This is a genomic window from Halostagnicola bangensis (assembly GCF_054653435.1).
Genome location: NZ_BAAIGG010000002.1, coordinates 1842848 through 1865159, shown reverse-complemented (window position 1 = coordinate 1865159; position 22312 = coordinate 1842848). Strand labels below are relative to the sequence as shown.

24 protein-coding genes are annotated in these 22312 nt (G+C 59.4%); 18 read left to right on the top strand and 6 right to left on the bottom strand.

The window, feature by feature from the left end; all coding sequences use genetic code 11:
• Positions 1-154: 154 nt before the first annotated feature.
• From ACYQ14_RS10925 to ACYQ14_RS10915, 3 genes are all read right to left on the bottom strand, one after another.
• On the bottom strand, positions 155-685 hold the full coding sequence (locus ACYQ14_RS10925; RefSeq protein ID WP_459888054.1) for a hypothetical protein: 531 nt from the start codon (positions 683-685) through the stop codon (positions 155-157).
• Positions 686-797: 112 nt separating this feature from the next.
• Positions 798-920, bottom strand: coding sequence for a hypothetical protein (locus ACYQ14_RS10920; protein WP_459890120.1), 123 nt, complete (start codon positions 918-920; stop codon positions 798-800).
• Between the two features lie 41 nt (positions 921-961).
• Positions 962-2002, bottom strand: coding sequence for an LLM class flavin-dependent oxidoreductase (locus ACYQ14_RS10915; RefSeq protein ID WP_459888051.1), 1041 nt, complete (start codon positions 2000-2002; stop codon positions 962-964).
• Here ACYQ14_RS10915 and ACYQ14_RS10910 point away from each other — a divergent pair.
• The 7 genes from ACYQ14_RS10910 to ACYQ14_RS10880 all read left to right on the top strand — a co-directional run bounded on the left by ACYQ14_RS10910 (position 1989) and on the right by ACYQ14_RS10880 (position 7982).
• Positions 1989-2132, top strand: a complete 144-nt coding sequence (locus tag ACYQ14_RS10910; RefSeq protein WP_459888049.1) for a hypothetical protein — start codon at positions 1989-1991, stop codon at positions 2130-2132. The genes ACYQ14_RS10915 and ACYQ14_RS10910 overlap by 14 nt on opposite strands.
• 63 nt (positions 2133-2195) lie before the next feature.
• Positions 2196-4220: a MutS-related protein gene (locus tag ACYQ14_RS10905; protein WP_459888046.1), complete on the top strand. Its 2025-nt coding sequence runs from the start codon at positions 2196-2198 to the stop codon at positions 4218-4220.
• Between the two features lie 211 nt (positions 4221-4431).
• Positions 4432-5742: an MFS transporter gene (locus tag ACYQ14_RS10900; protein ID WP_459888043.1), complete on the top strand. Its 1311-nt coding sequence runs from the start codon at positions 4432-4434 to the stop codon at positions 5740-5742.
• Between the two features lie 101 nt (positions 5743-5843).
• Positions 5844-6011, top strand: coding sequence for a hypothetical protein (locus ACYQ14_RS10895; RefSeq protein ID WP_283836413.1), 168 nt, complete (start codon positions 5844-5846; stop codon positions 6009-6011).
• Between the two features lie 75 nt (positions 6012-6086).
• Positions 6087-7217, top strand: a complete 1131-nt coding sequence (locus ACYQ14_RS10890; protein WP_283836414.1) for an ORC1-type DNA replication protein — start codon at positions 6087-6089, stop codon at positions 7215-7217.
• A gap of 84 nt (positions 7218-7301) precedes the next feature.
• Complete coding sequence (locus ACYQ14_RS10885) at positions 7302-7700, top strand: DUF2267 domain-containing protein (RefSeq protein WP_459888038.1); 399 nt, start codon at positions 7302-7304, stop codon at positions 7698-7700.
• A gap of 78 nt (positions 7701-7778) precedes the next feature.
• Entirely contained in the window at positions 7779-7982 is a 204-nt protein-coding gene (locus ACYQ14_RS10880) for a hypothetical protein (RefSeq protein ID WP_459888035.1), read from the top strand.
• A gap of 48 nt (positions 7983-8030) precedes the next feature.
• On the opposite strand, the gene ACYQ14_RS10875 is transcribed toward ACYQ14_RS10880, so the two are convergent.
• A complete protein-coding gene (locus ACYQ14_RS10875; protein WP_459888033.1) occupies positions 8031-8300 on the bottom strand; it encodes a DUF7553 family protein in 270 nt (89 codons plus the stop codon).
• A 293-nt stretch (positions 8301-8593) separates the two neighbouring features.
• Between ACYQ14_RS10875 and ACYQ14_RS10870 the strand changes: the two genes are divergently transcribed.
• The 5 genes from ACYQ14_RS10870 (at position 8594) to ACYQ14_RS10850 (ending at position 12765) form a co-directional block, all read left to right on the top strand.
• Entirely contained in the window at positions 8594-9880 is a 1287-nt protein-coding gene (locus ACYQ14_RS10870) for a DUF7405 family protein (protein WP_459888032.1), read from the top strand.
• Between the two features lie 32 nt (positions 9881-9912).
• Positions 9913-11232 (top strand): DUF7350 domain-containing protein, encoded by a 1320-nt coding sequence (locus ACYQ14_RS10865; RefSeq protein ID WP_459888029.1) that lies wholly within the window; start codon positions 9913-9915, stop codon positions 11230-11232.
• The gene (locus tag ACYQ14_RS10860; RefSeq protein WP_459888027.1) at positions 11229-11876 is read left to right on the top strand and encodes a cohesin domain-containing protein; all 648 of its coding nucleotides are present in this window, start codon (positions 11229-11231) and stop codon (positions 11874-11876) included. The genes ACYQ14_RS10865 and ACYQ14_RS10860 overlap by 4 nt, the downstream gene beginning before the upstream one ends.
• A gap of 234 nt (positions 11877-12110) precedes the next feature.
• Positions 12111-12383 (top strand): antitoxin VapB family protein, encoded by a 273-nt coding sequence (locus ACYQ14_RS10855; RefSeq protein ID WP_459888024.1) that lies wholly within the window; start codon positions 12111-12113, stop codon positions 12381-12383.
• Positions 12370-12765 (top strand): PIN domain-containing protein, encoded by a 396-nt coding sequence (locus tag ACYQ14_RS10850; RefSeq protein WP_459888022.1) that lies wholly within the window; start codon positions 12370-12372, stop codon positions 12763-12765. The genes ACYQ14_RS10855 and ACYQ14_RS10850 overlap by 14 nt, the downstream gene beginning before the upstream one ends.
• A gap of 895 nt (positions 12766-13660) precedes the next feature.
• On the opposite strand, the gene ACYQ14_RS10845 is transcribed toward ACYQ14_RS10850, so the two are convergent.
• Complete coding sequence (locus ACYQ14_RS10845; RefSeq protein WP_459888019.1) at positions 13661-14743, bottom strand: hypothetical protein; 1083 nt, start codon at positions 14741-14743, stop codon at positions 13661-13663.
• A gap of 647 nt (positions 14744-15390) precedes the next feature.
• On the opposite strand from ACYQ14_RS10845, the gene uvrB reads away from it, so the two are divergent.
• From uvrB to ACYQ14_RS10820, 5 genes are all read left to right on the top strand, one after another.
• On the top strand, positions 15391-17445 hold the full coding sequence (gene uvrB, locus ACYQ14_RS10840; protein WP_459888016.1) for an excinuclease ABC subunit UvrB: 2055 nt from the start codon (positions 15391-15393) through the stop codon (positions 17443-17445).
• A gap of 209 nt (positions 17446-17654) precedes the next feature.
• Complete coding sequence (locus ACYQ14_RS10835) at positions 17655-17975, top strand: winged-helix domain-containing protein (RefSeq protein WP_459888013.1); 321 nt, start codon at positions 17655-17657, stop codon at positions 17973-17975.
• Positions 17976-18588: 613 nt separating this feature from the next.
• On the top strand, positions 18589-19182 hold the full coding sequence (locus tag ACYQ14_RS10830) for a GNAT family N-acetyltransferase (RefSeq protein ID WP_459888010.1): 594 nt from the start codon (positions 18589-18591) through the stop codon (positions 19180-19182).
• A gap of 381 nt (positions 19183-19563) precedes the next feature.
• Positions 19564-20979, top strand: coding sequence for an IS66 family transposase (gene tnpC / locus ACYQ14_RS10825; RefSeq protein WP_459888007.1), 1416 nt, complete (start codon positions 19564-19566; stop codon positions 20977-20979).
• 11 nt (positions 20980-20990) lie between these two features.
• On the top strand, positions 20991-21269 hold the full coding sequence (locus ACYQ14_RS10820; RefSeq protein ID WP_459888004.1) for a DUF8154 family protein: 279 nt from the start codon (positions 20991-20993) through the stop codon (positions 21267-21269).
• 13 nt (positions 21270-21282) lie between these two features.
• On the opposite strand, the gene ACYQ14_RS10815 is transcribed toward ACYQ14_RS10820, so the two are convergent.
• A complete protein-coding gene (locus ACYQ14_RS10815) occupies positions 21283-21765 on the bottom strand; it encodes a GNAT family N-acetyltransferase (RefSeq protein ID WP_459888001.1) in 483 nt (160 codons plus the stop codon).
• 157 nt (positions 21766-21922) lie between these two features.
• Between ACYQ14_RS10815 and ACYQ14_RS10810 the strand changes: the two genes are divergently transcribed.
• Positions 21923-22213, top strand: a complete 291-nt coding sequence (locus tag ACYQ14_RS10810; protein WP_488193328.1) for a DUF8011 family protein — start codon at positions 21923-21925, stop codon at positions 22211-22213.
• Positions 22214-22312: the final 99 nt, after the last annotated feature.

The following is a 22312-nucleotide window of genomic DNA, read 5'->3' as shown; positions in this document are numbered from 1 at the left end:
CTTTCCGAGCCAACGAAATAACGACAGCGCCGGAGCACGCAAGCCCGGACAGCGTTCGACGCGCTCGAGTCGACGACTCGCCGCCGTGCCCGGAACGACTCGATCCCTTCGGGTTGGAATAGCTTGACTGGACTACCCATCCGCCTCGGTGAGTTCACTCCTCGTCGGTGTCGGTCACGTCGTCGGTGTCAGTCACGTCGTCGGTGTCGGCGCGCGATTCCTGCTCCCCTTCGCGTTCGTCCGTCTCGCCGGTTTCGTCGTCGACGACTTCCTCCGCGACATCCTCGTCGATCGTCATCTCACCCGGCTCTACGGGTTCTTCCTGAACGCCCGTCTCGATAGCTGGCTCGTCTTCGTCCGTACTCGTCTCGTCTCCATCCATGCCAGTCTCGCTTTCGTCCGGTTCGGAAGCCGGTTCGCCGATTGCAATTTTTTGTGCACCCTCGAGTCCGTCGCCGTCAGCGTCGTCCGACTCGAGCGGTTCCGCCAACCGCTTCTCGAGGCTCGGACCCTCGCGGTTTCGCCGGCGAACCACCAGGTACGCGACCGCGCCGATTCCGAGCGCGAGGACGAGCTTACGTCCGCGTCCAGCGCTGGACGAAGAATCCTCTCGCTGGTCTTCAGCCGTCGAGTTCTGGACTATCGTGTCCGGCTTGTTCCGGCCGAATCGTGGGAGACGAACCATGGGCGTCCTACCGTCCGAACGAGGAAGTTCGTTTGGGGTGCACACACAGCCACGGCTATCGGCGCTGAGTCGGTGAAGTTACCTCCAAAGCGGAACCCGATCGAAAAGCGGCCTACTGGCTCAGATAGCCGCCTTCGACGCCGAGATCTGCAACGACGACGCTCGCGCCGCGATCCGAAAACTCGAGTGCAGTCACCCGACCGATTCCCGATCCGTCACCAGTATCCCACAACACGCAACCACATATACAAAATATATTATATTTGTGGGAGAGAATCAACGCGGAGAGAGATCCGCCGCGTCGGCCAACAGTTCGTGTGACCGAAGCACGTCGTCGGGGTCGGCGAGTTGTTGCTGGATGACGACCTCCTCAACGCCGGTCTGGTCCGTCATCTGATCCAACAGCTTCCGTACCGTGGACGGGCTACCGGAAATCTGTCGGGGCCACTGGCCCGGCTCGAGCGAGGTCGGCGTCGGGTCGGGAACGTATCCCAGTTCCTCGATTGCGGCTTCGGTCGAACGGATCGGCGGCCGGTCGATCGTTCCCTGCCGAAGTCGCTGGTGAGTCGCTTCGGTGGTGGCGCGGAGCCGAGCGGCCTCCTCGTCAGTCTCAGCACAGGTGACGTTCGCCGCGATCATGCCGTGGGGTTCGTCGGGCCCGGCACCGAACGAGGACGGCTGAAAGTTCTCCCGGTAAGCCTCGAGCGCCCGAACAGCGGGACCGGGTCTGATGAACGCCGCGAAACAGTATCGAAGCCCGAGCTGGCCAGCGATTGCGGCGCTCGATGGGCTCGAACCGAGGACCCAGATATCGGGGATAGTTTCGCGTGCGCGGGCGAGCTCGAGCTGGCTGAACGAGTGGTCGTCCGGGAAGCCGTCGTAGAGGTGGGCGGCGACCTCGTTTATTTTCTCCCGGTGATCGTCGTTGGAACCTGCACGGTGTTGACTCCGATCGGTCTGGAGCGCGCGGTCGCTGACCGGGTTTCCGGTCGCGCGACCGAGCCCGAGATCGATCCGACCAGGAGCGAGCGCGTCGAGGACGCTGAACGACTCCGCGACTTTGTACGGGCTGTAGTGGTTGAGCAGAACGGTGCCGGACCCAACACGAATATCCGACGTTTTGGCGGCGATATGCGGGATGAGCGCCTCGGGCGTCGTGCTCGCCAACGAATCGGTAAAATCGTGATGTTCGGCGACCCAGACGCGCGAGTAGCCGAGTTCCTCGGCGTTCCGGGCTCGCTCGACCGTGTTCTCGAACGCTTCCGTTGCTGACCCGCCCTCGGGTATCGGCGCGAGGTCGACGATGGAGAGATCCACAATCGGTGGTCAGGGCCAGCGAGTAATGAAGGATGCGCTCTCCGAACCCCAGAACCGGCGATTTCAACCGGTAACGCCGCCTCGAGAGGCGATAGAGCGAATCGGACGGACCACCCCATCCGGAGCGTGACTCGAGCAGTGAACCACCGCGCGGACGGGACCTTTTTCTCGTTTCGATAGAATAGCCCGGTCGATGGAGCTCGAGACGATTCCGGGCGTCGGCGAGAAGACCGCACGTTCGCTGGCAGCGCTCGACGACCCCGAGCAGGCGCTTAGAACGGGCGACGTGGCGGCGCTCGCGCAAGCCCCGGGGATCACACAGGGGCGGGCCGCCCGCATCGCGCGCGGGGCGATTCGACGCGAACACGACGATCCCGGCGGCTTTCTCGCGACCGATCGTGCGCGCGAGATCTACCGGGAGGTCCTTTCGCTGTGCAAAGACCGCACCGTAACCGCCTACGGTGCCCAGCGTCTCGAGACGATCTACCCGAGTCCGTGCCGGTCGCGGATCGAAGAAGTACAGAGATTCGCGCGCGAGGCGCTCAAGCGCGACCCCGACCCAACGGTTCTCGAGGCGCTCGAAGGAGTCGAGCCGCTCGAGACCGGCGGCGACGTACAGGTCCGCGAGCGGTGTCTGGCGACGACCGACGCCGAGCGGTATACGGCCGCCCGGGAGGCGATTCCCGAACTCTCCGTCGAGGTCGTCGAAGACGCACAGGGACTGGCCGAGCTCGCTCGGGGCTACTCGACAGTGATCGCGCTCGACGAGGCGTTCGCCGGCGTCACCGTCGAGGGCGACGTACAGGTTCGTCCCGACGCCCTCGAGAACCCAGCGGACGTCGTTCCCGAACGCTCGTTAGCCTTTTTCGCGCGCAATCGCGACAGCTTACGGGCGGCGATCTCCGTCCACCGCAACGCCGACCTCAAGACGGACTGTGATCTCGATGCGCTCGAGAACGGCCTGTCGCGGGTGGACGAAGACGGAACGGTCGCCGGCGACGATGAACTGGATCGGCTCGCAACGGCCATCGACGACCTCGACGCGGCAGTCGGAGCCGGCGAATCCGTCGCCAACGATCACCTTCGACAGGCGATCCGCGAACAGGACGTCACGATCGAAGGATCGGATTTGCTCTCGCTGGTCGAACAGGGGGCGGGTGTCGACTCGTTGCTCTCTCGAGAGCTCGCAGACGAGTACGCCGAAGCCGTCGAAGCCGCCCGCAAGCACCTGATCGACGCGCTCGACCTCGACGCGGGCGAAGCCGAACTCGCCCGCCGGGCGTTCGGCGACGAGCCGACGTTTCCGGTCGAACGGGACGAAGGGACCGTGAGCCGACTTCGGGAGGAACTCACGGCGACTAAAGAACGCCGTGGCGCGCGGCTGAAACGCGATCTCGCGGCGGACCTTGCCGATCGACGCGAGAGTGCCGAGGGGCTCGTCCGGTCCGCCCTCGAGCTGGACGTCGAGCTCGCGATCGCCCGGTTCGCCCGCGATTTCGAGTGTACGATGCCGGAGTTCATCGGCGAGGAGTCGGACGGTTCGACGAGCGCGAACGCTGACAATCGGGGCGAGAAAGGCGGGTTCGAGATCGACGGCGGCCGCTCGCCGTTGCTCTCGGAACCGCTCGAGGAGATCGAGCCGGTCGACTACGACGTTGCCGGCGTCGCCCTCCTGTCGGGGGTCAACAGCGGCGGGAAAACCTCAACGCTCGATCTGGTTGCGAGCGTCGTCGTGCTTGCCCACATGGGACTTCCAGTTCCTGCGGATCGGGTTCGGCTCGAACGCTTTGATGACCTCCACTATCACGCCAAGACCCAGGGAACCCTCGACGCGGGCGCGTTCGAGTCGACGGTTCAGCAGTTCGCCAGCCTGGCCGACGGCGGCGAGGGATCGCTGGTGCTGGTCGACGAACTCGAGAGCATCACCGAACCCGGCGCGTCGGCGAAGATTATCGCGGGAATTCTCGAGGCGTTATCCGAAAACGGGGCGACGGCGGTGTTCGTCTCCCACCTCGCGGGGGAAATCCGCGAGATGGCCGCCTACGACGTGACCGTCGACGGCATCGAAGCCGTTGGACTGGTTGAGGGCGAACTCGAGGTCAACCGCTCGCCGATCAAGGACCACCTCGCGCGCTCGACGCCGGAGCTGATCGTCGAGAAGCTAGCCGACGAAAGCGAGGCCGTGTTCTACGACCGACTGCTCGAGAAGTTCGAGTGAGGACGAAGCACGCCGAGTGAAGTCAATGAAGGTTCTTTCGCTACCGAGTATCCACCAGCGGTCACGGAATCTTCGAAAGTCGGCACCTATTTACAACCTGTCGCGTTACGTTCGACCGTGGTTGGTTGCCAACACGTGACAAGGATAGAGCGTCTGCCGAGAGTCATGGAGCGTCTGCCGAGAGTCGGGCCGCCGACTGCGGGGTAGTCCAATGACGGGATCGAACGCACTGAAAACCGATCCGAAGCTCCACGCTATTCTTGCGCTCGCCGGCGTCGGCGTGCTCTCGAGCACGCTGGTTTCTCCGGCACTGCCGGGGATGGCGTCGACGTTCGACCTGACGGAGGCTCGAATCGGGATGGTGATGACGGCCTTCTTCCTGACGGCGGTGGTCGCGATTCCGACCGTCGGTGTCGTGACGGATATCTGGGGACGACGGACGGTGTTTCTGTGGTCGCTGCTGGTCTACGGCGTGGCCGGCGTACTGATCGGGTTCGTCGACAGCTTCGCGGTGATCTTGCTCCTCCGTGCAGTTCAGGGGTGTGCCTTCCCGGGCCTGCTTCCGATGGCGATTACGCTGATCGGCGACCTCTACGACGGAGCTACCGCGACCACGGCGCAAGGGTATCTCACGAGCATTACCGGACTCGGCGGCATCGTCTCGCCGCTGGCCGCCGGCGTTCTCGTGGACATCTCTTGGCGGCTCCCATTCCTGTTGTATGGCATCACGTTCATCGCGTTCGTCATGTGCTATTTCTGGCTCCCGGAACCCGATTCGTCGCCAGACCCTGGTTCTTCGAAGGGAGTTTCTGCCGGCAGCAAATCCGACGCCTCGCCGAACCCTGAGACTGGAACGCTTGAGAGCCCCGGCACTGGAACGCCTGGAAACCCGGACACGCTCCCGTCGGGCGACACGCCCGCTCCGGCCGTTAGTTCCCGCATTGGCACGATGGTACGGGAAGTCTGGAACGCGCTCACGAGGGAGGCCGGTATCGTCATCTTCGGCGTCATCGTCCTCTTTTTCGTGCGCTACGCGCTGTTTACGTTCATCCCACTGTACGCGGTGACGGTGCTTGGAACCAGCGAGTTGATCGGCGGCGTGGCGGTCGCTGTCCTGGGGATCGGACGGTTCGTCGCCGCCCCCTACGCCGGATGGCTCGCCACCCGAATCAGCCGCCCGACGATTCTGGTCTCGAGTCTACTCTGTTTCGGCGCGGGAACCTGGGCACTCCTCCTGACGACCGATACCTGGGCCGTCATCGCCATCCTCGGACTGACGAGCATGGGCGACGGCCTCTTCGATCCGGTCGCGAACGATATCGTCACGATGAGCGCCCCCGCCGACGTCCGCGGGCGCATCGTCAGCGTCCTTGAGGTCGGAAAGACGGGTGCGATTTCGGTGTCGCCGGTCGCGTTCGGATTCTTGCTCTCGGTCAGCTCCTACGCGATGCTCTTTCTGACCGGCGGGGCGCTCATGGCCGTGACCGCGGTTATCGTCGGAATCGTCCTGTTCGACGGGTAATACAGGAATCGGTACGCAATTTTGGAATCTGCAAAATTCCGATACCCCCGCCACGGATGTGCAAGTACAACGGCTATTCCCGTTCGCACGAACCTACGGGTATGCCATACCAATTCGAATGCCCGCGGGAGCGCTGTTCGTTCATGCTCCGGGCCGACGGCGACGGGGAGGCGGAAACGCTAGCCCGAGCACACGCTCGAGTCGCTCACAGTTCCCGGATCGCGCCGGCAGATCTCGACCGATGGATCAAACCGATCGAGACGGCCTGAAACGGGATATTATCGGAAACGGAACCGCCCGTACGCCAAAAACAACTAAGTAGCTCGGAGAGCGTGGTGAAACTAATGGATGGGGACCCCGAGGAGGGGATGTTGTCGTGGGACGAATCCGTGTTCCGCAACGAACACGTCTTCGAGATCGACTACGTCCCTGAGACGTTCAAACACCGCGAGAGTCAGACCCAGAGCCTGACCTACGCCTTGCGCCCTGCGGTTCGAGGGTCGCGCCCGCTCAACGTGATGGTTCGGGGACCGCCCGGGACCGGCAAGACCACCTCGATTCAGAAACTGTTCGATGAAGTCGGCGCACAGACCGGGGACATTCGGACGATTCGGGTCAACTGTCAGGTCAACTCGACGCGCTACTCGGTGTTCTCGAGACTGTTCGAGGGAACCTTCGACTACGAGCCACCCTCTTCAGGTATTTCCTTCAAGAAGCTGTTCGGCCAGATCGCCGAGAAACTCGTTGAGGAGGATCGCGTCCTCGTCGTTGCACTGGACGACGTGAACTACCTCTTCTACGAAAACGAGGCTTCGGATACGCTCTACTCCTTGCTCCGGGCTCACGAGGAGTATCCCGGCGCGAAGATCGGCGTCGTCGTCGTTTCCTCGGATCCGACCCTCGAGGTGATCGACGAACTGGACTCGCGCGTCCAGAGCGTGTTCCGCCCCGAGGACGTCTACTTCCCGGTGTACGACCAGCCCGAGATCGTCGACATCCTCGACGAACGAGTCCGCAAGGGGTTCAACGAGGGCGTTATCACCCGAGATACCCTCGAATACGTCGGCGAACTGACCGCCGACAGCGGCGACCTCCGGGTCGGCATCGACCTGCTTCGACGGGCGGGACTCACCGCCGAGATGCGCGCCAGTCGCGTCGTCGAGCGCGAAGACGTCGAGAACGCTTACGAGAAGTCCAAATACGTGAGCCTCTCCCAGAGCCTCTCCGGGCTCAGCGACACGGAACGTGCCCTGCTCGAGGTCATCGCCACCAACGACGGCGAACAGGCCGGCGACGTTTACGAGGCCTTCCGCGAAGAAACCGAACTGGGCTACACCCGGTATTCAGAAATCGTCAATAAACTCGACCAACTCGGGCTGATCGAAGCCGATTACGCCGAAATCGACGGCCGCGGTCGATCACGGTCGTTGACGCTCGCCTACGAGAAAGAGGCAGTGCTGGATCGGCTCGAGTAGCTCGCGGCGGACGCTTCTCCACGTATCGTTCCGACATGCATTCGCCAGCCGAACGCCCACCGACCAGCCAGTCCTAGCGCCAGTATGGAACGGGACGAATTCTACCACACCGTCGAACAGCGAGCCCAGCTCGCGGACCGCGACGACGCGGCCGACGCGACTCGAGCTGTATTGCGAACCCTCGGCGAGCAACTCGAGATCGCCGATGCACAACGACTCCACGGGGAACTACCCGAGGAGATCGGCGACGAACTCACCCACGGGAGCGACGACGAACGACTCGCCACCGAGGAGTTTCTCCAGCGCATCGAAAAGCGCGCCGACAGGGCGGATACGGGCGAGACGGAGACGATCACGCTGGCGGTCGTCTCGACGGTGATCGAACACGTCGACGAAACGGAGCGAGAGACGCTTCTGGACCGTTTCGAGGCCTTCGGCTACGACGATCTCTTCGAGGATCTCGACGCGGTCGCGACCGAGTAAGCGGGAGTGCCGGTAACGAGAGCGCCGCCTACAGGTGCTCCCCGACCCCTCAGGGAGCGGCCCGCTGTGGGGCCTGACATGGACCAGACGCAGTTTCTCGAGGCCGAGGAGCTCTCCGGCGAAAGCGTCTCGTCGACGGTGATGGGCGTCGTTCTCGAGCACGTCGACGCGAGCGAGCACGCCGCCGTCGTCGACCAGTTCGAGCACATCGGCTTCGAGGAGTTGCTGGCCGAGACGAACGCCGAGGTGGACGTGCAAGATCGGTCGCCGAGAGAGTCGTAGCGAGGCCGTCTCGAGTATCGGTTATTCGGGACGACGGGAGTTCGCTACTCACGCCTGTTCGAGATTTTCGCGGTAGTCCTCGGCGTGCTCGAGCGCGCGGTCGACGGCCGACTCGGTTTCGCCGCCCGCTCGTTTCTTTAGCTGACGAAGGGTGTTGAGGTGGGTATCGAGGACCGCGTGATCCAGGTCGTCGGCGTCGGATGCGAGTTCGGCGAACTCGCCCGCCGCGTCGCGGAGGTCGTCACGAACGTCGTCGTCCGCGGTTTCGACGGCGTCCTCGAGTTCCGTGTGGGCGTTCTGAAGTTTGGTGGCGGCCATACCCAGATGCCACCACGACATCGCCCAAAACGCTGTGGGTCCCCTTCGAAGACTGCCGAACCAGTTCGGTTCAGTCGCTCGGGTCGAAGCGGGAGAACCAGGAACCGTCGCAACCTTTGCCGAGTTTGACGACGGCCGAATAGCGTTCGGTCTCACCGAGACGGCCAGAATCGAGCCTCTGTACGGCTGAAGAGGAGGTCAGTTCCGGAAAAACGGCGCGAGTCCGTTCACGGTAACGGTGGGAATCGACCCCGAAATACACATATATATTTCTCGAGACCAACACCTCGACAGTGACAGTTCCAGCGCGGAACGGACTCTCTCGTCGGGACTACCTCCGAATGGCCGTCGCGGTCGGCGGAGCCAGCGCCATCAGCGCCTGCGTCGACGAGCAGGACGATATCGACGTTCCGACGGGAACCGACGATCACGACTCGCTTCCCGAGCGCCAACACGCCTGGAACGGGTTTCTCGAGACCGACGACGACGGCAACGTCCAGCCGCCAGAACACCACGTGCTGGTTGCACTTTCCCTCGAGGCCAAACTCGACGATGGCGACGGCGACTCGTTCGACGACGCGCGCGAAACCGTCGAGACAAGTCTCCGAACGCTCGAGCGAGCCTACGAGTGGAGCAACGACGGACTGCTGTTTACGATCGGCTACACGCCTTCGTACTTCGACCGATTCGACGGGGAGCTCCCCGAAGCCGTCGACCTACCGGAGCCGGAGCCGTTGACCGTCAGCGAGGATCCGGCGTTCGACGAGTTCGACGCGGTGATCCACCTCGCGAGCGACCATGCCGATGTCGTGCTCCGGGCGGAAGAGGCGCTCTTTGGCGAACTCGAGGAGCTAAACGACGAACCGGTCGAGGACGATCTGACGGGCGTGTTCGAGCGACTCGACGACCACCGCCGAACCGGGTTCGTCGGCGAGGGCCTCCCGGCCGAACACACGGACGTCGGTGGCGTTCCGGACTCCGTTCCGGAGGACGCTCCGTTTTTCATGGGCTTTCGATCCGGCTTTCGGGAGAGTCAGGCGACCGAAGACCGGGTCACCATCGAAGCGGGGCCGTTCGCCGGGGGGACGACCCAGCAGCTCTCCTCGATGGGGATTCAACTCGAGGTCTGGTTCGAACAGGAAAATCACACCCAGCGCGTGATGAAGACGTTCAGCCCGGAACACGCAGAGGAGGATCTGGTCGGCGAAGTCGGCGAAGCGTTGGGAGCCTCGAGCGGGCTCACGGACGAGCGGATCGAGGCGACCGAAGCAGACGCGACGAACCCCGGCGTCGTGGGACACGCCCAGAAGGCCGCGCGGGCTCGAGAGGACGGGAATCCGCTCCTCTTACGGCGGGACTTCAACACGGTCGACGGCGATAGTCCTGGGCTTCACTTCCTCTCACTCCAGCGCGGACTCGAGGAGTTTCGGGCGGTTCGCGACGCGATGACAGGGGACGACTTGGACATCGGCATCCGCCAGAATCACGGCATTCTGGGCTACATCTTCGTCGACCGACGAGGGAACTACCTCGTTCCGCCTCGCTCGCGTCGATCGTTGCCACCGGCAGCGCCCGAATAGTCGGCTCCAAAGCGAACGATTACAACCAACCAATGTCAGACACAGACAACATGAAGCGGCGAATCGACCGACGACGATTTCTCATACACGCAGGCGCAGCCGCGGGAATTGCGGGGCTTGCAGGCTGTACGCTCGAGTTCGACGACGAATCGGCGGATCCGGATCCGAGCGACGACCCCGCGATGCCCCAGTTTTACGAAATCGAGGACAAACCGGACGCGGTTTATCTCCCGACTCACCGCGAGGCGATGCGGATGCTCGAGCCGGTCGAAGCGGGCGAGTACACGCTCGCGCCGATGCTCTCGTACCCGCATCCCTTCTGGATTATCAGCGGGAACGAAATCGAGGAAGAAGTGCCCGAGGATGGCAACGGGGTCCACCTGATGATGACCGTCTGGGATACCGAGACGGGGATCGTCCTCCCCGTCGACAGCGGCGCACAGCTTCGAGTCGAGAAAAACGGCGAACAGGTCGGCTCGCCGCGGACTCCCTGGCCGATGATCTCCCAGCAGATGGGCTTTCACTTCGGCGACAACGTCACTCTCGAGGAGGACGGAACCCACACGGCCGAGGTGACACTTCCTCCGCTCGACGTTCGAACGACGGGCGAACTCGAGGGCAAGTACGAGGAAACCCAGACGCTTTCGTTCGAGTTCGAGTACGACCAGGAGTTCCGCGAGGAGGTCGTCGCCGGCGTCGAGTACTTCGATGAAGACGAGTGGGGCGAACTCGGCGCGCTCGAGCCGATGGACCACGGAGAACACGACCACAGGGACAAGGAAGATCACCACCACGAAGACGACGATCACGAACACGGCGACGACGGTCACCATCACGACGAGGAAGACCACGAACACGGCGACGATGACGATCATCACGACCACGAACACGATGCTGACGGCGAGCACGATGATCACGCACACGTTCCCTACTCCGAGTTGCCGCCCGCCGAGGAGTATCCGGGCACCCACCTCGAGCCGGCCGACGGCGACGAGGAGGCCACGAGCGGCGACGCCGTTTTCGTGACGACACTGTTCGAGCCCGGTTCACGGCTCGTCGACGGCGACGAGCAGTATCTTCTCGTCTCTCCGCGGACGCCGTACAACCGCGTTCCGCTGGCGGACATGTCGCTGTCGGCGTCCGTCGACGACGGCGAATCGGTCTCGCTCGAGCAGACGATCGACGACGAGTTCGACCTCCACTACGGCGGGCCCCTCGAGGACGTTGAATCGGGCGACGACGTGACCGTCGAGATCGACTCGTTCCCGCAGGTCGCGCGCCACCAGGGGTACGACACGGCGTTTCTGGACATGCCGCCGATCGAACTGACGGTTCCGGAGGCCGACGAATGACGACGGGACGGCTCGCTCGAGGCGCGGTCGTGGTCGCGGTCTGTCTGGTCGCGAGCGCGCTCTTGGTCGCGCCGGTCGGTGCCGGGGACGGCTCCGCGGTCATGTCGTTCGACGACGAGGACGTGACGGCCGCCCCAGGTGAAACCGTCGAGGTCGACGTGCTCTTCTCGAGTCACGGCGACGGCTCAGGAAACGGCGTGACCGATATCGATGTGACCGTTGGCCACGACACCGACAACCTCTCGGTTGCGAACGTCGAGTACGGTACCTGGTTCGAAGAGGAGATAGACGGCGACGAGGTTGAGATCCACGAAACGAACGAGGTAGACGAGGAGACCGGCAACGTCACGATTCAGAAAGAACGCGACCCACCCGGTAACGGCACGACGAACTACGCCCCGGTCGCAACGATCACGTTCGAGGTCGACGAAGACGCTGAACTGGGCACGAGCGAACTCGAGTTCACGGACAGTTCGGCGGGTACATCTGGAGACTACAGACAGAACGCGATCGAGCGGACCGGAACGATCGAGATCGAGGAAGCGACAGGTGACGAGCCGATGAGTGGCTTCGGAGCGGCCGTCGCGGTCGGCTCGCTCTCGCTTTTGCTCGCGGTGCTCGTCGGTCTCCGGCGACGGCGGTAAGCGGCTCAATTACTGGCAGAGTTGGGGTAGTTCGATCGAAGGGGAGTAATCGCGGCGGAAATCAGTTGTCACAAACACCGCCGACGGAGCAGTAACAGACTTGTGTTTGTGTTAGTACTCCAGAAAAGGTTTTGAGAAACGAGTGCTCCGAGCAGCGGCCTTGGCGTCAGTAGCTGGACTCCACCGATTGGATTCCTCAATAGCTTCCCTGGATCACTAGCACAAACACAAACTATGGGGACGAAAACGATCGGCGCCCGAGACGAGATCTACGAGCGTTTGAAGGCTCGAAAACGGGATGATGAGAGCTTTACCGATCTCATGGATCGCCTCTTGGACGAAACGACTACCGACTGGCGTGAAGAGTTCGGGGCGCTTCCCGAAGGAGACGCCGACGAACTCGAGCAAATCGTTGCGGACTCCAGTAATCAAACGAGTGAGGGCCTAGCAACGCGACAACGAGAAGCACTCGAGAAGATGGCAGACACGGACGATGAAACTGCTTGATACGACGTTTCTCATCCACTACTGGGCGGGCCGAGACGAAGTCAGACGATATCTCGAATCACACGAAGAGAGCGAGTCCGTAACGACGACCCTGAACATCAAAGAGATCACGGTCGGACGAGAACTAAAAGGACAACTCGATCCGTTCGAGATACGCTCGAAATTCGAGTGGCTAACTATCGTCCCGTTTCGCGTCGAACATAGCGTTATTGCAGGAGAGCTAGAAGCAACACTCCATCGAGACGAGCATATAAATCGGGATAAAATGAATTTCCTCGTCGGAGACGCATTGATCGGCGCCGTGGCCAAGGAAATTGGCGCAACAGTCGTAACACAGGATGATTTTCAGTTCTTCGATGATGTGGCCGTCGAATCATGCTGATTTCTCCAAGTAAATCCACAGACAATGCAGCGAAAAACGGCGTAGTCGGCGAATCCGCCGCCGCCCTTCGGGGTAGTGGATGCGCCTCAACCACCAACAGCGCTTTTAGCTAACGTCACTACCACCATAGTGAAGCAGGAAATTTTAGACATGAACCATCCACCGTTTTCGCTTCAACTTCTACTTGTAACGAACCAAGTCGGCGCATTCTGATGGTTTACCAGAGCCAATTCCTCCTAGAAGTCGAAAAGTATACATTAAGGGATTTCCTTGTTTGGAAATTAACTTTGGAGTCGATAGAAAAGCAAACAGAGCAAGGTAAGGCTAATATGATTCGCACATTAGTTCTGTAACAATGTCCTCGTATACTCGACGATCTATCTTGACAGGAGTTGTGGTCAGTTGTAGCCTAGCAGGGTGTACAAACGTTTTCAACGCCAATCATAAACAAGTACACATTGAGTTTATTAATGCATATGAGGAGGAAAAGACTTTCAACTTTCTCATGGAAGAAGACAGTGAAACTGTCGTTTGGGATTCGTTCCAGATTGAAGGTGCACATGAAGCAGATGGGTCCGTCGGACAACTTGTGCCAAATCTCAGAATTAACAGTAAATTAGATGGTCCACTCTCGTTGCGTTTCCGAGTTGACGATCTATACGAAGATCGGGTCCTCGAAAACGGGACGTTCGAGTGGACATCTGATCGAACGAAAGCCGATATTCACGTCAGTTTTTGGCTACAAGAAGATGGTAGGTTGAATGTGAGGAAAAATGACTAAGACCATCTCCCGCAATCAAATTCTCTAATAATAAGGAATGTGTTTAATGGTGTGGATTGGTTGTATTTGCGTATGTTGGGTGTGAGTTGAAGCGACTAAAGATCGAGCAAACGGTTACCAGATATATGCCGGTGGGCTATCTTCGTCTTTGTCTCGTTCTAGTAAATTAATCGACCATGATTCGGTGTCGTAGTTATTAAGGTAGCTCTCCACTTGTGTTTCATCCGAAACTTCCTCACGGTAGCCTCCGCGGCCCGACGCCACTAAATCGGCAATATCGACAGAATCCTCAACTACTAATTGACAGCTCTCGCCGGCAGGCACATATATGCTGAAATACATGTAGTGTTCGAACCACTGATTCGAGCCACCACCGCCGATGCTTGGATCAAATTCGAACGTGAAGCTGTCGTCAGACATCTCAGCCTCGCCATCTCCTCCACTGATGAGCGAGAGCGCTAGTCCACCTACAGACAGTCCCGCGCCTATGGCGGGAAGCATTGATGCGAGGCCCCCAGAGAAGGTTGCACCCCCAATACCGAACGCAGTTCCAAATCCCGAAATGTAGTCAGATTCCCTTTCAAGATCAAATGATTCATTATCCAGGTCGTCTGCAACCCAGTCTTCGTGATCAATGAACTCGTCATCCTTGAAATACGATCGACCGTAAATGTGGGGGTCTTCGTAATTGAAAAATGTTCCTAGGGAGTCATTCCCGATGAAATCTCCCTCATTCACCTCCACAGACATTCTCTGACCTCGGTTTTCGAACGGTGTTAACGACGATTCTTCTCTCGCAGTGGAACAACTGCCCCAGAGGGTTGGGGTGTTCTCAGTTCGACATGCATCAGCACCGAACGCCGATAGAGTAAATTCGTATAGATGGCCGTCACCATCGTAGCCATGGTATCCGTTCATGAAATTTGACCGGAGAAACGTGAGCGTTCGATTGACACTGAGGCTGTATTCGCCAGCGGAAACGGTAGAGGCCCAATCTACTTCATCGCAACCGAATTCCTCATGCATTGAGCCCTCACTTACAGCCGTACTTTCACCCGTACTCATTATTGATAGCTCCCCTTCCTCTGACTCCATGGGATAAAGAGGCTTGGCTTCATCCGGCAGTTCGGGATCCCTAGATGCAGCGACGGAACTGCCACTAGCCATTATTCCAAGACTTCCAACCGTGGTTGCCATACCTGATTTGAGTACGGTTCTCCGATGAATACTGTCTTTATCTCGCATACTTAGATGTATATCACCCAACCATATTTATACTTTTACAAGTTCTAAAACAATTAAATTCTAAATTTATTAGTCATAATATTTTAAATGTGTGAGCAAAGATAGATAGGTAAGACTATAAGTTTGAATCGGCGAAGCAAGAGAATTTGAACATGAAGCATCCGCCGTCTTCCACTTCAACTCCTAGTTGTGACGGATCAAGTCGCGGTATCTGTCCATTTATCGGAGCCCTACAATCAGTAGAAATGACGAGGAAACGTCTATAAAATCAAGCGTGCTGTGAGCTAGACAAATCCAACGCTATATGACGATTCACTACGGGCAACGTATCCAAACAGACTCATTGGAACTCGCTTCCTTGTGTACTGTTCCGGAAGAGTGGTTGGAATCTGATGGCGCGATCTCCCCTCGACGCCACCATTTCCCGAACCGTTCGGCCTATTCGCTCGCAGAAGTGCACTCGAGTAACATATCCACTTGTTCAGTTGATTCTGCGTCTACCGTCGACTCGAGAGTTCCGCTGAGTGTGATCGACTCGAGCCCCCGCCTCGAGCGCCAAGCGTGTCGGTAAAGTGCCTCGAGTCCCTATTCGGGTCATCGTGAGCGACACTCGAGGCCCCCTACAGCCGGACCGACCCGACGCCGCCGAGCCGTTCGAGGTCGACGCCCCGTTCGATCCCGCCGGCGACCAACCCACGGCGATCGAGGAGTTAGCCGAGGGATACCTATCGGGAATGGACAGACAGACCCTACTCGGCGTGACGGGATCGGGAAAGACCAACACCGTCTCGTGGACGGTCGAGGAGATCCAGAAACCGACGCTGGTCATCGCCCACAACAAGACCCTGGCGGCCCAGCTCTACGAGGAGTTTCGGAGCCTCTTTCCGAACAACGCCGTCGAGTACTTCGTCTCCTACTACGACTACTACCAGCCCGAGGCCTACGTCGAGCAGAGCGACACCTACATCGACAAGGACGCCTCGATCAACGACGAAATCGACCGCCTCCGCCACTCCGCGACGCGATCCTTGCTGACTCGAGAGGACGTCATCGTCGTCGCCTCGGTGTCGGCGATCTACGGCCTCGGCGACCCGCGAAACTACATCGACATGTCGCTGCGACTCGAGGTCGGCGAGGAGGTCGGCCGCGACGACTTGCTCGCCCAGCTCGTGGACCTGAACTACGAGCGCAACGACGTCGACTTCACGCAGGGAACCTTCCGCGTGCGCGGCGACACCGTCGAGATCTACCCGATGTACGGCCGCTACGCCGTTCGCGTCGAGCTCTGGGGCGACGAGATCGACCGTATGATCAAGGTCGATCCCCTCGAGGGCGAAGCCAAGGGCGAACAGCAGGCCGTGCTCGTCCACCCCGCAGAGCACTACTCCATTCCGGAGACGAAACTCGAGCGGGCGATGGACGAAATCCGGGACGATCTGGATTCGCGCATTTCGTACTTCGAGCGCCAGGGCGATCTCGTCGCCGCCCAGCGCATCGAGGAGCGGACATCTTTCGACCTCGAAATGATGCAGGAGACGGGCTACTGTTCGGGGATCGAGAACTACTCGCTGTACCTCTCGGATCGCGACTCCGGCGAGGCACCGTACACGCTGTTGGATTACTTCCCCGACGATTTCCTGACCGTCGTCGACGAATCCCACCAGACGATTCCCCAGATTCGGGGCCAGTACGCGGGCGATAAGTCCCGGAAGGACTCGCTGGTCGAGAACGGATTCAGACTCCCGACGGCCTACGACAACCGCCCGCTGACATTCGAAGAGTTCGAGGAGAAGACGGATCAGACGCTGTATGTCTCGGCGACACCGAGCGACTACGAACGCGAACAGAGCGAGCAGATCGTCGAACAGATCGTTCGCCCAACCCACCTCGTCGACCCCGAAGTCGAAGTCTCGCCAGCCAGCGGGCAGATCGACGACCTGATGGATCGGATCGACGGCCGTATCGAGCGCGACGAACGCACCCTCGTGACGACACTCACAAAGCGGATGGCCGAAGACCTGACCGAGTACCTCGAGGAAGCCGGGGTGAACGTCGCGTACATGCACGACGAGACCGACACGCTCGAGCGCCACGAGATCATCCGATCGCTCCGGTTAGGGGAGATCGACGTGCTGGTCGGGATCAACCTGCTCCGGGAGGGCCTGGACATCCCGGAGGTTTCACTCGTCGCGATTCTCGACGCCGACCAGGAAGGATTCCTCAGGTCCGAAACGACCCTCGTCCAGACGATGGGCCGAGCGGCCCGAAACGTCAATGGGGAGGTCGTCCTCTACGCCGACGAGCCCTCGAACGCGATGGCCGACGCGATCGAGGAAACCCAGCGCCGCCGTCGGATTCAACAGCGATACAACGAGGAACACGACCTCAAGCCGACGACCATCGAGAAGGAAGTCGGCGAGACGAACCTCCCGGGAAGCAAGACCGACACCTCGAGCGTCTCCGGGCGCAACCTCGAGGACGACGACGAAGCCGCCCGATACATACAGGAACTCGAGGATCGAATGCAGGAGGCCGCGGAGAACCTCGAATTCGAACTCGCGGCGGACATCCGAGACCGGATGCGAGAGGTTCGCGAGAAGTTCGAACTCGAGGGCGGCGACGAAGGGATTGCGCCGCCTGCAGAGGAGTTCTGACGGAACCGGTCGTTCTCGTCGAGCGGATTACGTTCGTCGTTTCGAGTTTCCTATCAGTCGTTGGTAGCGCGATTTCTTTATTCAGAGATGAGGTTGAAACTGAATTGGGTGATTCGGTAAGTACGTGTACATACTGACCGCTGGAGATCTCAACCAGCCCGGTTTGCACGAGCCAAACGGTTATGTGCGACCACCACGTCAGTAGGACTATGAGCCAAGGACGCGATGACGCGGGCCGATTTGAGGAGTCTGTTACCGAACAAGATATCCTCAAAGTCTTCGACTACGAGGATGATCCAGTCCTCACAGCGCCGGAAGTTGCCGACGGTCTTCGACGGTTTGGGACACAAATCACCCCCGAAGGAGTCCGAAACCGGCTCGAGGAGATGGATGAGAAAGGCCTTGTAAGCCGAAAAAAGCTCGGTGCGAGAGCTGTGGGATGGTGGGCAAACGTCGCCCCAGAACTGGATTCTACTACTGCCGAAACTGTTGACTCGAGGAAGGAGTCTACCGAGTGGGAGGAATTGTAGCGATAGATGGCGACGGTGTTGTTGCATCCTGATGTGGAGAAGGAACTGCAATCTCTCCCAAACGATATCGAGGATCGAATTCGATCGAAGTTGACTGAAGCCGGGGAGAATCCAGACCGTCACCTCAAACCGCTTAAGGGACGAGATGAGTATTCACTCCGCATTGGGAAACGACGCGCAATTATCGATTGGGTCACAAACGAACTTCGAGTACTGGAACTCGATACTCGAGACACAGTCTATCAGTAGTACAGTCGATCGGGACCGTGATGTGGTAACTACAGGTGCCAACCTTTTGCTCTGCGCTCCCTCGCTGGTGCTCGGTCGCTCGGCAAAACGTTGATGAAAAGCACTCCTCCCTCCCCTACGGGTCGGTCGTCGGCCCGCTCGCTCACTCCGTTCGCTCGCGGTGAGTGCACACGTCTCCGACTGTACTTACCGCGATTTCCACGGCCCACACTGAATAAAGAAACCTGCTACTATCTACCGCTATTGTCTCCTATCACTTCGGTTTCGAGAACGACGACCATCGTCGAGAATCGACCACGGAGACCCGTGGTTCACTATACCAAACGACGGAAAGCATCATTTGTTGGGAGAGTGCCCAATAGACATGTTCCCGACCGAGATCGAAACCAAACGGCTCCGACTCGTTCGACTATGTCGCGAAAACGTCCCGGCGACAGACCTGTACGAGCACATGAGCGACGATGCTCCCGAAATGGACGAGATTAGCGAATACGTCATATGGGAACCACACCAGACGATCAAGGAAACGGAAGACCACCTCAAGGAGGTCGAACAACAGTGGGAAGACCGAGAACAGGCAACCTACGTCGTCTATCCTCGGGGAGAGGAGGCGAACGCGGGAGCGTTCGCCGGCGTCACAAACCTTCATTTCGGCTGGGAGCGGCGGTCCGCCGAACTCGGCATCTGGCTCCGAAAGCCGTTCTGGGGTCGCGGCTACTCCGGCGAGCGCGCCGGGGCGCTACTCGAGTTGGCGTTCGAGCGATTGGACCTCGAACTCGTCGGCGCGGCACAGCAGGTCGGGAACGAGAAATCGAAACGAGCCATCGAGAAGTACGTCGAAGCCTACGGCGGACAGTACGACGGCATTCTTCGAAACTGGATTTCAAAGGACGGGGAGGTGCGTGATCTCCGCAGGTATACCGTGTCTCACGAGCAGTACCGAAACGCCTCGCAGTAGTCCGAGACATCGATACAGCTTCCAATCGGCTTCTCTCTACTCGAGAATTGGCAATCACGATGGTGCTGAACGTGTGGTGGGCCACGAATACAGAGATTTGCCGTCTCTAAATTCTACGAACCGTGTCGTCGGCCACAACGAGCGATCGGCGACGATTGTTTATACCTCGTTGCACAAAACCAAATAATGTCCGAGGAGATGAAACGAGGGATAAAGGTGTGGTACGTGTTTAGCCCGAACTGATTTCGGTACTCTCTCGTAGGAAGCGTTCAACGGACGCGATATGAACAGGCAGCAGACATCGGATACGACTCTCAGGGATGGGCTCCGCAGCGGAGCCCATCCCGTTGCCTCTGCTGTCATAACTGGTTGGTGGAGTCTGTGAACGCAGACGAGTTCACCAAAGAAGAGCTCCTTTCTCGACTTCTTCAACTTGAACAACAAGTCGAAGAACTTCAACAGGAAGTCGATCAGAAGGACGAGCGGATAGAAGAACTCGAAACACGTCTTCGCAAATACGAAAATCCACACACGCCACCCAGTAAGCGACGGTCGGGGACGGACGAGTCCCCGACCTCGCAGGACGACGAAGACGAGAATGTTCGAACCGATGGCGGCACTCCTGGACGAAAGAACGGTCATGAACCAGAGTGGCGTGTAACAGCTGATCCCGACGAAGAGATCGAAGTCACCTGTGACTGTTGTCCCGAGTGTGGCGACCACTTCGACGAGTCGGTGGGCGTCAGCCCCCGACTCGTCGAGGAGGTTCCTGATCCACAGCCACCAGAAATCACCCGGTACAACCGCCACTACTACCAGTGCGGCTCTTGTGGAACAGAAACCGTTGCTACACACCCCAACTGCCCCGATAAGGGGCAGTTCGGGGTGAACGTCATCTCTCAAGCAGCACTTTCTCGGTATGATCACCGCCTTCCCTACCGGAAAATCGCTGACCGCTTCGAGCAACTGCATGGATTAGAACTCTCGGGCGCGTCCGCGTGGCACGCGACCGAGCGCGCTGCGCGCGCCGGTCGCTGCGAATACGAACAGATTCGAAGACAGATTCAGCAAGCAGAGATCGTTCACGTTGACGAAACTGGTATCAAACGCGAAGGTGAGCAAGCGTGGATTTGGACGTTTCGGACGAGCGAGCACACGCTATACGCCGTAAGAGAGAGTCGTGGAAGTGATGTTCCCGCGGAAGTCCTCGGTGAGGACTTCGCGGGAACGGTCATCTGCGATGGGTGGACGGCGTATCCAGCGTTCAGCAGTAATCTTCAGCGGTGCTGGGCACATCTTCTCCGGGAAGCCGAAGACGCTGCTAATGACCACGAGGAGGCAGAGCCGGTTTACCGATATCTCAAGCAGATGTTCGTCGGTCTCCAGTCGTGGCTGGAGACCGACCCGAGTCCTCGTGAGAGAGCACAGATGCACCGATCATGCCAGAACGGGCTTAGATCGCTCGTTGAGCGGTCAGTAACCGACGAACCAGTGGCAACACTACTCGGGAAAATCGAAGGAGGGATCGACCACTGGCTCACCTTCGTCGGTGAGCCAGCGGTCTCCCCGACGAACAACGCAGCTGAGAACGCACTTCGTGAACCAGTCGTTCTCCGGAAAATCATTGGGACACTCCGTAACGATCGAGGTATGTTCGTTCACGAGACGATCTTGTCCCTGCTGGCGACATGGCGCCAGCAGGGACGCAATCCCTACGAAGAACTTCGCCGAGTGGTCAGCAACAATGAGATAATCTCACGGACTCACACTGAGCCGGCTGTTGAGACTTCGGGGTAAACACGTACAAGGTGTGTATCGATATCGACCCGAACGACGAGACGGGTGTCTTCCGAATTCAGGCCGCAGACGAGATTCTCTCCTTAGTAGCCGATGCTCACGATACCGAGTTTACGATACCCGAACTCGTCGATCTCTGGCGAAATCACCGATCGAAAACGTACTATCAAGACGGACTGGCCGCGGCGAGTCGGGCCGAAGCAATGTCCGCGCTCGCAACCGAAATCCACACCCTCGTCGTCGGCCGATCCGCACAGGGCCACGAGTGCTTCTGTGATCACACAATCTGAACGTTCGGAGTCATCACAACTCGAGCGTGTACACCACTTCTCGCCGTTTTTCGCCGCCGATTTCGACCTCTCCTTCGCCGGTCTGTTCGAACCCCTGTGACTCGTAGAACGCCTGGGCGCCCTCGTTGCCCGCCAGATCCATCGCTCGCATTCGATTCATGTTGAAATCCTCGAGGTTCGCTCGAAGGCGCTCGTGGAGTGCGGTTCCGACGCCGTCGCGCTGATGGTCGGGATGGACGTATAATCGGAGAATATCCCCCTCGTCCCCCTCCACGACGCCGTGGGTGAAGCCGACGAGGTCGTCGTCGACGACGGCGACGAGAAAGGCCGTTCCCGGTCTCGAGAGGGCGCGCTCGAGGGCCTCGTCGCTGTACCACTCCGCGACGGTTTCGTCGATCGTCTCGGACTGGAGGTCGTCGTAGGTGTCGTGCCACGTTTCCCGGGCGACGATGCGGATGGCCCCTCGGTCGGCTTCCGTGGCTGGTCTGATCTCCATGGCCGAGGCTCCCACGGCGATCACGAAAGAAGTTCCACTCGAGTTCGGTTCGGTGCCAGTGATAGCGCATTAATCGGTAAACGAACCCATTTCGAAGCCAGAACTGAACAGTGTGGATTCCCAGTTTTTATATTCGTATGACACGAATCCAACTACTATGGCGTCTCCGAAAACGGAATCCAGCCCGACCTGGTTCGTGTCGCCCTTCAAGGAGCCGGACGGGTGGCCGGGGAACGCGGTAGCCGTTCTAGTGGCAGCAATTTGTTTTACGTTGCCACACGTTCGCGGCTACGGTGGCTGGGTGACGGTTGGATGGATTCTCGTCGTCCTCGCTATCGCCGAATCGGTTCCAGCGGAACGAACAGCGCTCGCGGGAACCGTTCGGATCGGTGGTATGAGTCTCATTTTGCTTGCTGCTATCGTGGTCGACTTCGGACTCGTTGCGTAGCCCACGGCTCGTTCCGCTTCCGGCGTGACGAGTATCCTCTGCAACGAGTGGGAAAGCTCGACGGTCAGCTCACGAACCTGCGCTAAACGGCTGATACAC

Excerpts from the sequence above, each read along its gene's own strand:
- ACYQ14_RS10850 (WP_459888022.1), top strand. The coding sequence starts at position 12,370 with ATGAAACTGCTTGATACGACGTTTCTCATCCACTACTGGGCGGGCCGA.
- ACYQ14_RS10905 (WP_459888046.1), top strand. The coding sequence starts at position 2,196 with ATGGAGCTCGAGACGATTCCGGGCGTCGGCGAGAAGACCGCACGTTCG.
- ACYQ14_RS10810 (WP_488193328.1), top strand. The coding sequence starts at position 21,923 with ATGGCGTCTCCGAAAACGGAATCCAGCCCGACCTGGTTCGTGTCGCCC.
- ACYQ14_RS10885 (WP_459888038.1), top strand. The coding sequence starts at position 7,302 with ATGGAACGGGACGAATTCTACCACACCGTCGAACAGCGAGCCCAGCTC.
- ACYQ14_RS10925 (WP_459888054.1), bottom strand. The coding sequence starts at position 685 with ATGGTTCGTCTCCCACGATTCGGCCGGAACAAGCCGGACACGATAGTC.
- ACYQ14_RS10890 (WP_283836414.1), top strand. The coding sequence starts at position 6,087 with ATGGATGGGGACCCCGAGGAGGGGATGTTGTCGTGGGACGAATCCGTG.
- ACYQ14_RS10895 (WP_283836413.1), top strand. The coding sequence starts at position 5,844 with ATGCCATACCAATTCGAATGCCCGCGGGAGCGCTGTTCGTTCATGCTC.
- ACYQ14_RS10900 (WP_459888043.1), top strand. The coding sequence starts at position 4,432 with ATGACGGGATCGAACGCACTGAAAACCGATCCGAAGCTCCACGCTATT.
- ACYQ14_RS10855 (WP_459888024.1), top strand. The coding sequence starts at position 12,111 with ATGGGGACGAAAACGATCGGCGCCCGAGACGAGATCTACGAGCGTTTG.
- ACYQ14_RS10845 (WP_459888019.1), bottom strand. The coding sequence starts at position 14,743 with ATGGCAACCACGGTTGGAAGTCTTGGAATAATGGCTAGTGGCAGTTCC.
- ACYQ14_RS10865 (WP_459888029.1), top strand. The coding sequence starts at position 9,913 with ATGTCAGACACAGACAACATGAAGCGGCGAATCGACCGACGACGATTT.
- ACYQ14_RS10880 (WP_459888035.1), top strand. The coding sequence starts at position 7,779 with ATGGACCAGACGCAGTTTCTCGAGGCCGAGGAGCTCTCCGGCGAAAGC.
- ACYQ14_RS10835 (WP_459888013.1), top strand. The coding sequence starts at position 17,655 with ATGAGCCAAGGACGCGATGACGCGGGCCGATTTGAGGAGTCTGTTACC.
- ACYQ14_RS10815 (WP_459888001.1), bottom strand. The coding sequence starts at position 21,765 with ATGGAGATCAGACCAGCCACGGAAGCCGACCGAGGGGCCATCCGCATC.
- ACYQ14_RS10910 (WP_459888049.1), top strand. The coding sequence starts at position 1,989 with ATGGAGAGATCCACAATCGGTGGTCAGGGCCAGCGAGTAATGAAGGAT.
- ACYQ14_RS10830 (WP_459888010.1), top strand. The coding sequence starts at position 18,589 with ATGTTCCCGACCGAGATCGAAACCAAACGGCTCCGACTCGTTCGACTA.
- ACYQ14_RS10875 (WP_459888033.1), bottom strand. The coding sequence starts at position 8,300 with ATGGCCGCCACCAAACTTCAGAACGCCCACACGGAACTCGAGGACGCC.
- ACYQ14_RS10860 (WP_459888027.1), top strand. The coding sequence starts at position 11,229 with ATGACGACGGGACGGCTCGCTCGAGGCGCGGTCGTGGTCGCGGTCTGT.